At 38.5% G+C, this 11,778-nt stretch carries 11 protein-coding genes and 2 pseudogenes; 12 read left to right on the forward strand and 1 reads right to left on the reverse strand.

Annotated features, from left to right (window positions below):
• The first annotated feature begins 138 nt into the window (after positions 1-138).
• Positions 139-675, forward strand: a complete 537-nt coding sequence (locus ABD917_RS06260) for an ABC-2 family transporter protein (protein WP_345119274.1) — start codon at positions 139-141, stop codon at positions 673-675.
• Between the two features lie 989 nt (positions 676-1,664).
• Here the strand turns inward: ABD917_RS06260 and ABD917_RS06265 are convergent.
• Positions 1,665-2,408 (reverse strand): hypothetical protein, encoded by a 744-nt coding sequence (locus ABD917_RS06265; RefSeq protein WP_345119245.1) that lies wholly within the window; start codon positions 2,406-2,408, stop codon positions 1,665-1,667.
• 365 nt (positions 2,409-2,773) lie between these two features.
• Between ABD917_RS06265 and ABD917_RS06270 the strand changes: the two genes are divergently transcribed.
• From ABD917_RS06270 to ABD917_RS06320, 11 genes and pseudogenes are all read left to right on the forward strand, one after another.
• The gene (locus tag ABD917_RS06270) at positions 2,774-3,082 is read left to right on the forward strand and encodes a TrbC/VirB2 family protein (RefSeq protein ID WP_345119246.1); all 309 of its coding nucleotides are present in this window, start codon (positions 2,774-2,776) and stop codon (positions 3,080-3,082) included.
• A 21-nt stretch (positions 3,083-3,103) separates the two neighbouring features.
• Positions 3,104-3,415 carry a VirB3 family type IV secretion system protein gene (locus ABD917_RS06275; protein WP_345119247.1) on the forward strand — a complete coding sequence of 104 codons (312 nt, stop codon included), beginning with the start codon at positions 3,104-3,106 and terminating at the stop codon, positions 3,413-3,415.
• A complete protein-coding gene (locus tag ABD917_RS06280; RefSeq protein WP_345119248.1) occupies positions 3,412-5,775 on the forward strand; it encodes a VirB4 family type IV secretion/conjugal transfer ATPase in 2,364 nt (787 codons plus the stop codon). The genes ABD917_RS06275 and ABD917_RS06280 overlap by 4 nt, the downstream gene beginning before the upstream one ends.
• Complete coding sequence (locus ABD917_RS06285) at positions 5,772-6,230, forward strand: type IV secretion system protein VirB5 (protein ID WP_345119249.1); 459 nt, start codon at positions 5,772-5,774, stop codon at positions 6,228-6,230. The genes ABD917_RS06280 and ABD917_RS06285 overlap by 4 nt, the downstream gene beginning before the upstream one ends.
• A gap of 1 nt (position 6,231) precedes the next feature.
• On the forward strand, positions 6,232-7,197 hold the full coding sequence (locus tag ABD917_RS06290; protein ID WP_345119250.1) for a TrbL/VirB6 family protein: 966 nt from the start codon (positions 6,232-6,234) through the stop codon (positions 7,195-7,197).
• Positions 7,198-7,401: 204 nt separating this feature from the next.
• A pseudogene (locus ABD917_RS06295) lies at positions 7,402-7,717 on the forward strand (type IV secretion system protein VirB7).
• A complete protein-coding gene (locus tag ABD917_RS06300) occupies positions 7,707-8,375 on the forward strand; it encodes a VirB8 family type IV secretion system protein (RefSeq protein WP_345119252.1) in 669 nt (222 codons plus the stop codon). Before ABD917_RS06295 ends, ABD917_RS06300 begins: the two are co-directional and overlap by 11 nt.
• Positions 8,372-9,235 (forward strand): P-type conjugative transfer protein VirB9, encoded by an 864-nt coding sequence (gene virB9 / locus ABD917_RS06305; RefSeq protein ID WP_345119253.1) that lies wholly within the window; start codon positions 8,372-8,374, stop codon positions 9,233-9,235. The genes ABD917_RS06300 and virB9 overlap by 4 nt, the downstream gene beginning before the upstream one ends.
• On the forward strand, positions 9,228-10,433 hold the full coding sequence (gene virB10, locus ABD917_RS06310; protein ID WP_345119255.1) for a type IV secretion system protein VirB10: 1,206 nt from the start codon (positions 9,228-9,230) through the stop codon (positions 10,431-10,433). The genes virB9 and virB10 overlap by 8 nt, the downstream gene beginning before the upstream one ends.
• A gap of 7 nt (positions 10,434-10,440) precedes the next feature.
• Complete coding sequence (gene virB11, locus ABD917_RS06315; protein ID WP_345119256.1) at positions 10,441-11,511, forward strand: P-type DNA transfer ATPase VirB11; 1,071 nt, start codon at positions 10,441-10,443, stop codon at positions 11,509-11,511.
• A gap of 64 nt (positions 11,512-11,575) precedes the next feature.
• Positions 11,576-11,742: pseudogene (locus ABD917_RS06320) on the forward strand (antitoxin VbhA family protein).
• Positions 11,743-11,778: the final 36 nt, after the last annotated feature.

The following is an 11,778-nucleotide window of genomic DNA, read 5'->3' on the forward strand; positions in this document are numbered from 1 at the left end:
TCTGTGCTATTATTTTATTCAATTCACCTTTATTGACAGAATTTCTTGCTTTTCAGGAAATATTGGGAGCTATAGCAGAGATGAAATTCATTTTATCTTTGTCGTCTTCATTTTACTTGGAATATTTTTACCAGTTCTATTGAAACATTTTTTGAAAAACTAACAGAAGGTAAAATTGAGGGATATTTGACAAAGCCTGTTTCAATTTGGCTGTTAATCTTGTTTGGCTGGTGTAGACCTCTTTATCTGATCAAGCTCTTTATTGTTGGTGTGAGTGCTTATTTTTTTGTCTCATTAGCCGATATATCAGAGATAAAACTACGATGGTTTTCTTTTATCCTAGCCATAATTTGTGTCTTTATCGTAAACTTGTGTTTTTTTATGATGTTCAACTTTATAACATTCATGACCAACCGTAAGATGCCGGTTGCCTATTTTCATGCCATGCTTTATCAACTTTCCTTTATCCCCATAGCAATTTATCCCTCAAATCTTATGAAAGGGCTGCTATTTTTGCTGCCCATGGCTTTTTCGGCATCCCTCCCCGTATCACTCCTGCTTGGTAAAAATGAATGGCCTATAGGTTCTCTTGTGTTAAGCACTGTCTTTACCATGGTCATGACTTTGATCGTCTATAAGAAAACAATCCGTAAATTCAACGGATTGGGTGGATGAGATGAAAATCAGTATAATGCCAGCAACATCCCAACATCATCATTGAAAGAATGATTGTTTAAAAAAACGGATATTTTTCTGATTTTTTCCACATGATAAGGTGCGGTTTAGATGCCAACTCTCCCCTATAATCATGATTTCACAACCGCATGAGAAAGACAAAACAAGCCTCTTCAAAACCTCTTTTCTTTGCATTGATTATTCCATTTAAGAATATTGATTTCCTTAAATGATCACGCTTACACACTTTCTAGCGTACCATGCTCAATGCTCTGTTCTGAAGCTCATATTCACCCTCTTGGCTGCTCTTCATGAACACGCATTTTAGAGCCATCAATAAGACCTCTTACAAATCACTTCATTGCTACTCTTTGTCCAATAAAAGAGATCAAAATAGTTCTCATTCATGGAATGATGATTAAAATCCAAAAAAGCAAAACTCTAAGGATGTCAAAGAATAAAAGATCAAGAAAAATTGTTCCCGAAACGTCGCTTGTCCGTTTTATAATCTTTATTTCGAAAAACTTGTAAGCCTTTTTAAAGAAATATAAAAACCAACATTCCATAAGGGGAAAGTCATGAAAAATTCTATCCTTTGGCTTAGAATTCGCTCTTATCAAGACGAACAAGAAGCTCTTTTCAATGTATGCCATGAACTTGGTTAAATATCGTACTTTTAGCTCGTACTTGCCCTAAAATATTAGAAAATCATAAAATGTTGAGAAACGTTTCTTAAAAACAAGCGCAGGTGAATAGACAATCCAATAGCATTCTGTATTACCTGAGAAAGATGCTTCCATTAACACACCAATAAAAAAGAGCGAATATCTCAAAAGAAAATATATCTTGAAAACGAATACATAATGAGTCCACCATTATAAAAAACAGGAAAGAAAAAATTTATAGCTTTTTTGAATTTTTCTCTCACTCTGTTTATATTCACATTGTAAACTTTTCGATAAAAATCATAAAATGACTATATAAGTCAATTAAAAGTCTGCAAAAGGATTATAAGATCCATTATTCCGCCGCCACCGGAAAGGTTCAGTAAACTCACTAGACCAAAGACCAATTTTGTTGTTTCGTGCTGTTTCTTCAGCAGAACGGTACTGTACTGGAACAGGATTCTCACTCTCTTTTGAGAGCACAAACATCCCTTCTGCAAGACCTTCTTCAGCGAGATCAACACCATCAATAAAACATTGTGCATAAGCAATACCATTATGCATAAGAGCCTGCTTACAGGATAAACTCCGCCCCAGTGTTTTGGTCACCAGCCAAGCTGTGGTAACCACACCGCAAGGCCATTCTTGATCATTTAATTTTGCCTTTTGACGCGGCGCACATGTATCCACACCATAAAGGTGAATATTGCGTGTAATGTGCCTACGCCAAGATTGTGCAACAGGAGTAAGCAATTTAAATGTAACACCACTGGTAACCGATGCCCACCCTTGAAAAACAGTGGTATTACCCAGTAAAGCACTGTTCTGCAAGTCAACAGCGGATTCATTTTTTGCTAATTTCTGTTTGATGATGGGGTCCACCCGCCTTTTCTCTTCCAAATAAATATCAACAATATCTTGAACATCCTGCATTGCAACTGTTCTGAAAGCACTTAAATCCATTTTATCCTTATATTGACTTATTCCCCATAACATAGAACCTATAATGTAAATAATAACGACCCATTTAAATCGTATTCGCTTGATACATTCGCTTAAAAAGTCCATTATTTCTTTGCCTTTTTACATTTTTATCAACAACTTGCCTACTCTTTAAGGGGAAAAACTCTAAGTAAGATGTGTTGAGTGTTAATTACATTTTGTAAATAAAAAATATTATTCTCACACGCTTAACGATTACCATCTTGAGATAATGTACAACTTAAAATTGCCATTTTTATGTAACACAATCATAAAAATGAAAAATATTCTGTCTCTTTAAAAATTCGAAGAAGAAGATTTTGGAAGTGCACAAAGATCACTATCAAAGCTTTTAGAAATATTTGAGGGGAATTTAAGCTGTAAACCGTAGAGCAGAAGAATTCTTAACCCTTAAAAGAGACAAGAGATCAATACAGTCAAAGAGAGGTAAAATGACAGGTACTCTATCTAAAAACAGCATCTTTATCGCTTTCATGCTGCTTTTAACAGCACTCATTGTAATAGACCCTTCTTATGCTGCTGATACTTCAGCGGGATTTGGAAAGATTGATAGTGTTTTAGACAGTATCGTTACTACGCTAACGGGGGGTACAGCAAGGCTTATTGCCATTATATGTGTTATTGGCGTGGGGATTGCTTGGATGTACGGTATCTTTGATTTACGCAAAGCTGCCTTTGTTATTATCGGCATTGGTATTGTTTTTGGAGCCCCTTCTCTCGTTAGTAAATTCATTGGGTAATTAATAGAAAAGTTGACATAAATGAACGAAGACACTCTTTTCCTTGCCTGTACAAGACCTGCCATGATTGCTGGTGTCACGATAGAAGCGATGGCGCTTAATGGTATGGCAACAACCATTCTCTTTATTCTCACAAGCGGTTTTACCATGATTGGTCTTGGCGTTGGGATGCACTTTGTTTTGCGTGAAGTCACAAAATACGACCACAATCAATTTCGTGTGCTCTTTGCTTGGCTTAATACAAGGGGAAAACAAAAAAACGTCACAAGATGGGGAGGAGGTTCTACATCTCCTCTACGTCTTGTCCGGACTTATAAGGAGCTGGACATATGAAGCAAACGGCCATCATGAAACGGGAAATTTTGCCTGAAGAATATATTCCCTATATACGCCACATCAACCAACACGTCATTGCTTTAAACTCGCGCTGCTTGATGGTGGTAATAGCTGTTGATGGTGTTAATTTTGATACTGTAGATATCGATCAGATAAATTCCTTACACAACCAATTAAACACGCTGTTAAAAAATATTGCTGATGAGCGTGTTGCCTTATATTCTCACGTTATCCGCCGACGTGAAACGATTTATCCAGACAGTCAATTTTCTTCATCTTTTGCCGCAACCTTAGATGCAAAATACAAAAAGAAAATGGTTTCCCAAGAGCTTTATAGAAATGATCTGTTTATTTCCCTGTTGTGGAATCCAGCATTCGATAAAACAGAACAGCTCGCTTCTTTTTTCCAGCGCTTAACAAAAGCAAAAAAAACACAATCTGAACCAGATCAGGAAGCCATCCGCAAACTTGAAGAGTTAAGTCGAGATTTTATGGAAGGTTTGGAAGCCTACGATCCACGTCTCTTATCCATTTATGAATATGATGGGATTTTATTTTCTGAACAAAGTGAATTTCTACACCAGCTCGTGGGAGGAAGACGTGAACGTATTCCTCTGACATTTGGCACCATTGCCTCAACGATTTATTCTGATCGTGTTATTTTTGGCAAAGAAATTATTGAAATTCGCCATGAGAGCAATGAGCGCTTTGTTGGCATGTTTGGCTGGAAAGAATACCCCTCAAGAACACGCCCAGGTATGACCGATGGTTTACTCACCGTCCCCTTTGAATTTATTTTAACACAATCTTTTGTCTTTAAGAGTAAAACAGCTGCCAGTACCATTATGGGGCGCAAACAAAATCAAATGATTAATGCGGCCGATCGTGCCAGTTCACAAATTGCAGCACTCGATGAAGCCCTTGATGATTTGGAATCTAACCGTTTTGTTTTGGGCGAACATCATATTTCTCTGGCTGTTTTTGCTGATCATCCCAAAATATTGGCTGAAAATCTCTCAAAAGCACGTGCACATTTAACCAATGGTGGTGCTGTTATTGCACGAGAAGATTTAGGATTAGAAGCGACATGGTGGGCACAATTGCCAGGAAATTTTAGCTATCGTGCGCGCTCTGGAGCCATTACTAGCAGAAACTTTGCCGCTTTATCGCCCTTTCACTCTTTTCCTATTGGTAAACTTGAGGGGAATGTTTGGGGAACTGCCGTAGCATTGTTGAAGACACAAGCAGGTTCGCCTTACTATTTTAATTTTCATTATGGAGACCTTGGCAACACCTTTGTTTGCGGTCCATCGGGATCTGGTAAAACGGTGATTGTTAATTTTCTTCTTGCCCAATTACAAAAACACAATCCGACTATGGTATTTTTTGATAAAGACCAAGGGGCAGAGATTTTTGTGCGCGCAGGAGGCGGTAAATACAAACCTTTAAAAAACGGTCAGCCTACGGGTATTGCGCCCTTAAAAGGCATGGAATACACCGAAAAAAATAAAATCTTTCTTCGTAATTGGATCTTAAAACTCGTCACAGCTGAAGGACAAACAGTCACCGAAGAAGAACGACAAGATATTTCCAATGCCATCGATTCCTTAGCAAGTTTACCCCGTGCACAACGCTCTTTGAGTGCTCTTCAACTGTTTTTTGATAACACATCAAAGGAAGGCATTGCCATACGCTTACAACCTTGGATAAGAGGGGATGCTTTAGGTTGGGTATTTGATAACGATCAAGATGATCTCAATTTAAACGCTCAATTTATTGGTTATGACATGACCGATTTCTTAGACAATGAAGAAATTCGGCGTCCTTTGATGATGTATCTCTTTCACCGGATTCTTGACCTTATTGATGGACGGCGCATTATTATTGTCATTGATGAATTTTGGAAAGCGCTTGAAGATGATTCATTTAAAGCTTTTGCCCAAGATCGTCTCAAGACGATCCGTAAACAAAATGGGATGATGTTGTTTGCAACGCAAAGTCCCAAAGATGCTTTAAACTCAACAATTGCCCATACCATTATTGAGCAATGCCCCACGCAAATATTTTTTCCAAATCAAAAAGCAAATTATCAGGATTATGTTGAAGATTTCAAACTGACTGAGCGTGAATTTGAACTAATACAGTCAGAGTTGAGCAGAGAATCCCGTCGTTTCCTTATCAAACAAGGACAAAATTCCGTTGTTGCAGAACTGAACTTACGCGGAATGAACGATGAGATCGCCGTCTTAAGCGGCACAACCAAAAATATTGAACTCATGAATCAAATTATCAACGAATATGGAGAAGACCCCGATCAATGGCTCCCCATATTTCATCAAAGGAGAGAAAATCAATGAAAAAATATAGCTTAATCACACTGTTATCTCTATCTCTCATCCCATATGCCAATGCAGATTCCCCCTCCGATGCGGATGCATATTATAAAAAGGCTGTAGAAAATACGCAGAGAGGAGATGATGCCTCATCAAAAACAGCTGAAACGATTTATGAATCGTCAGCTAGAATTAGCCAAAAAATTGAGAAAATAAAGGAAAAAATTGAAACTGTAAAAGCAAAAACAGAGGCAAAACCTGAAGAATTGCAGCAACTTCAAGCAGAACTTGCTCTTCTTCAAACACAACTGCAAGCCGATACTCTAATACTTCAATCTCTTGCTATGATTGACAGAAAAAATAGCAAAACAAAAGAAGAACTTAAGGAAGAAGAAGCACAAGAGGAGCGTAAAGAGATTCAAAATAAACTCTCAGAAAAAGAAAAACAGTTAGAAGCAAAAGTAAACGTTGGAAGATAGAATGTCCGACTTTAAGTTTTCCCCATTTGAAACTATTTCTGGACATATTGTAGACCCACTCGACAAGGTGATAAACACCACGGTGAGTGGGCTATCTTCTGCGATCTCAGCACCACTTAATCTTGCTGCAATTATTTTTACCTTTTTGTATGGTTATAATGTTATGACAGGTCGTGTAGCCCTTTCTATGCATAGCCTTCTCAATAATGTGGTAAAAATTGTTATTGTCACAACAATGGCAACCAATGCAGACACCTTTAATATCTATGTCAAAGATATTTTCTTTAGGGATTTAGTAAACGCTATTGGAAATGCGCTCAACGGCAATCCTGCTAGCTCCAATGTCTTTGATGTTATTATGTTAAAGGCAAGTTCTCGTTTTCAAGAAGTCTTATACAATGCTTGGTTTTTTGAAAAGATCGTTGTTGGTCTTCTTGGTGGTATAATGCTTGTAACCGTTATTTTCTTCTGTATAGGTGGGTTTATTGTGCAAATATTTGCCCAAGTTGCACTGGTAATGATTATAGGTCTTGGTCCCCTTTTCATTAGTTTGTACTTGTTTAATGTAACTCGAAAATACACCGAAGCATGGATTTCCACTTTGGTCAATTTTACCATTTTACAAGTTCTTGTGATCATGCTTGGAACAATTATATGTGAAATTATCCTGCAAGTTCTCAGAGTTTCCTATGAGTCAATCTATGTTCTTTTCCCACCTGTCATCGTTATTTCGATTATAGGGATTATTATCTTCCGTGCACTTCCAGGTATTGCTTCAGCCTTAGCTGCTGGCGGACCATACTTTAACGCTGGTATATCTTCAGGAGGACAGATTGCTTCAATGCTTTACAGTAGCGCTAAATCGGGTGGAAATAGTATCACTTCACACCTTACCGGTGCAGCAAGTGCTGCAAGCAGAGCAGCAAGTGTAGCAACAAAGGGAGGGCGAGGACGTGGTCCCTTTTAAGAGATATCTCTTTAGAAGAACCAGAACTCTTATTTATGCATTGCGTGCGCGCTATCGCGCACGCCCCATACACAAATTGTGTGAAACAGTTGATATTCTTTGTTTCACAAAACCCATCAAAATCTTTCATCACATGCTTTTGTGAGATCGTTCAGAACAAAAGCTTCTATACGCTGTATTCCAAAGTATTTGTGAGTTCAAAAAATGAAACGAAAAATAACTTTTTTTGTGATCCTAACGATTGCCCTTACGGGCTGCGCCTCTCTGAGTGGCCCTAAAAAACCGCCACGATGTAATGGCAAAGTTACCCGTGCTTTAAATAAAGACAAATGGGATTGGGAAAATAAAGGTATCATCCTACAAGAAAACACCACAAAGCCTGTCACAACACCCATCATTCTCAATACCTTGGAAAGCGAAAAAGCAACAGCAAGCGTGACACTTAAGCCAACTACATTAAATTCCATAACCCAATAAACACTTTACTGATAGAACTGTGGAGGTCGTGCGTGAAAAGTAACGAATTTGATGAATATATAAAAGAAGCACGCTCATTCGATATTGACCGCATGCATGGCATGCGTGTGCGGATGAAAATTGCCATGGCTTTTACCGTCCTTTTTGGCCTAATGACAATTGCTTTAGCTTTAGCTGTTGCAACATTAATCCCCTTAAAAACTGTAGAGCCTTTTGTTATCCGCGTTGATAATTCAACAGGTATTGTTGAGACAGTGAGTGCACTAAAAGAAACACCAAACAACTATGACGAAGCGATAACACGCTATTTTGTCGGTCAATATGTTCGTGCCCGAGAAAGTTTTCAGGCCTCGGAGGCAGAATATAATTTTAACTTGATTTCTCTTTTCTCTTCACCAGAAGAGCAAATCCGTTTTGCCAAATGGTATGCGGGCAACAATCCAGAAAGTCCGCAAAATATCTACCAAAACATAACTGTTACGGTTTCCATCAAATCAATCTCCTTTTTAAACGACGAACTCATTCAAGTGCGTTACTACAAAACACTCAGAGAACTAAATGGCACTGAAAATATTTCCCATTGGGTTTCGATTTTAAAATTTTCCTACATCAATGCGAAAATTTCAACAAAGGACCGCTTGATCAACCCACTTGGCTTTCAAGTATCAGAATATAGATCTGATCCAGAGGTGATAGAATGATTAGATTTTTTCAGATAATCTTAGCCTTTATTGTCGTAATGAGCTGTCATACGATCTCCTCATTTGCGGAAACAGCGCCCGTAAGTGCCCGCAAAGACAATCGTATCAGATTTGTCAATTATGACCCATACAATGTCACACAAATCATTGGCACTATTCGTTCCTCAGTCCAACTTGAATTTGCCGATGATGAAGAAGTGAGCTATGTGGGCATTGGCAATTCCGTTGCTTGGCAAGTTGCCCCAGCCGGCCACTTTGTTTTTCTCAAACCGCGCGAAGTTCAACCCATCACCAATTTACAAATTGTCACAAGCCGCCAAGATGGGACAAAGCGTTCTTATCAGTTTGAATTACAAGTGCGTGAAGGCGATGTTTCAGCGGGCAATGAAACATATTTCTTAGTTAAGTTTCGTTATCCAGAAGATGAAGCCTTACGGAGAAAATTAGCCGAAGCCGCCAAAGCTGAACAACGCGAAGCAAATTTTGTTAATGATGTTTTAAATATCCATGAAGATTTCGGACCACGCAATTGGGCTTATGAAGCACAAGGCTCAATCCTTATTGAACCTTCTTCTGTCTATGACAACGGTAAAACAACAACATTCACATTTTTAGGCAATAAAGAAATTCCCGCCATTTACATTGTATCGCGTGATGGACAAGAAGCGCTTGTACCAAAATCAATTAAAGGCAACAAAGTTATTGTTCATGCCACAGCTGCGCAATTTACTTTGCGTCGTGGCAATGACGTGTTGTGTATCTTCAACAAAAGGTTCGTGCCTGAAGGAATTAACCCCGAAACCGGTACCACATCACCATCCGTACAACGTAAAGTGAACATAGGAAGCAGCCATGAATGACACAATGGATGAAAAGAGCATCAATGATCGCGATACGATAAAAGACGCTCAAGGAAAAAAACAACAGAACAATGTAGGAAAAGCAATAGCTCTTATTATTCTTTTTTCTGTTTGTCTTTATTTAGCATATTCAACACTTATCACAGACACAAAATCACCGGTTGAACCTCCAAAAGAAGGAATTATTAAGCAAACAGAACGTTTCCGCCCTGCAGAACCAAATTCTGTGACTTTTGAACAACCTCAGAAAAATGGTACCTTACAAAAAAATGGTATTTTAAAACGCAACGCTCTATTACCCAAGGTTGAACTCCCCACGCCCACAGTAGACCAACCAAAAACCGCTGATGATGAACTCTTACAAGCAGCACAACGTGCCCCTGTGTTAGCTTATACAAACCCCCAACAGAATACAGAAAATACATCAACAAATAATAGTGTTGTACTTAATAAGGTAGACAACACATCTGATGAAACAGCACAACAATTTAATCATCTTCTCAAGCCAACAATTCTTGAAGGCATTCGCTCTTCAGCACTTCCCAATCGTAACTTCATCATCACAATGGGTACGCCCATTCCCTGTATTTTAGAAACAGCTATCAACAGTGACCAGCAGGGCTTTACCAGTTGTATCATTTCCAGAGATATTTTGTCAGACAATGGCCGCGTTGTTCTCCTTGATAAAGGAACGCAAATTGTTGGCGAATATCGTGGCGGATTAAAAAAAGGACAAAGTCGTCTCTTTATACTCTGGACAAGAGCCAAAACACCAGAGGGTGTTATTATCGCATTAGCCTCACCAGCAACAGATACTTTAGGACGTTCTGGTATGGATGGAGATATTGATAATCATTGGTTTGAGAGAATTGGTTCTGCACTGCTTGTATCGATTGTCAGAGATGTTACAGGCTATGCAAAAGAGCGTTTATCAAAAAGTCAAAAAAAGAAAGATAAAGAAGCCGTTTCTTCGGAAGAAAACGTTTCAACTGTTTCTTCAGGACAAAATATTGCAAGTATTCTCACGGAAAATTATGCCAATATTCCTCCCACACTCACTAAAAACCAAGGGGAATTGGTGAATGTTTTTGTTGCCCGCGATTTAGATTTTTCCAATGTTTATAAATTGAAAGTCATTGAAAACAAAAAACAAATTACCAATCGAGCCCTTTCAAGAAACTTTTATAAAAAGCAGTGATTTGAAAATGAACCAAAACTTACAGCATTTAAACAATGAAACCATCGCCATTGTTTTAACAAAACTTGAACCAATCAATGCTTTTTTGCAAGATGACAGCCTTTTTGAAATTGTCATCAATCGTCCCTATCAAGTGATGACGGAAGGAATTGAAGGCTGGAAAACCGTAGAAATCCCTGCTCTTTCGTTTCATGAGCTTATGGGGATTGCTAAAGTTGTTGCTTCCTATTCGAAACAAAATATATCGGATAAAAATCCCGTATTATCTGCTACTTTACCAAATAATGAGCGCATTCAAATTGTCATTCCTCCTGCGGTAGAAAAAGACACCATCAGTATGACAATTCGCAAACCCTCATCACGGAATTTTTCTCTTGACGATCTTGCCAAGAATGATCTCTTTTCGCTGTGTGAGCAAATATCATTTACGCCCATAAATGATTATCGATCACGTCTTAACGAACTCAAAAGCGTTGAACATGGCTTAGTAGACGCTTACTGTAGGAAGGACTTTGTCTCCTTTTTAAATCAAGCTGTAACGTGCCAAAAAAATATACTGATCGCTGGTAAAACCGGCTCAGGAAAGACGACCTTATCCAAAGCATTAATTGCTAAAATTCCGGACGATGAGCGTATTATCACCATTGAAGACACACAAGAATTGGTTGTACCTCAACAAAATCATGTTTCTATGATCTATTCAAAAGATGGCCAAGGTTTATCCTCTGTTGGTCCCAAAGAACTGCTCGAATCTGCATTACGCATGCGTCCTGATCGCATTCTTTTACAAGAACTTCGAGATGGTACAGCTTTTTACTATATCCGCAATGTCAATTCAGGACACCCAGGTTCGATCACCACGGTTCATGCCTCAACAGCACTTGCCGCCTTTGAACAAATGACCCTTTTGGTCAAAGAAAGTGAAGGAGGAAGTGATTTAGAGCGTGATGATATCCGTGGTTTGTTAATTTCAATGATTGACATCATCATCCAATGCAAACGGATTGAAGGAAAATTTAAAGTCACGGAGATCTATTATGACCCATTCAAACAACGAAACATCTTTGGAGGCAACTAAGCAGTCATGCCTTTAAAAAAGGTTTTTTAAAGGCACTTCTTGAAAAGCTGAAAAGGAAGAATAAATGCCAATAGAGGCGCTAGAAAATCCTTTATCAATGACACCAGAAGAGCTGAAAAAGCGCTGTGAAGCAGTTGATGCAACCATCAGAAACCACGCCTTGGAGGGATAAAACTTCATTCCACAACGCTTAAGATTTTAGAAGCATATGCGAGGGGAAATCTTTCATGAGAGGAGTTTAACACCCTTATGGACAACGCTACATTA

It is taken from the genome of Bartonella pachyuromydis, assembly GCF_039543065.1.
Classification (GTDB): domain Bacteria; phylum Pseudomonadota; class Alphaproteobacteria; order Rhizobiales; family Rhizobiaceae; genus Bartonella; species Bartonella pachyuromydis.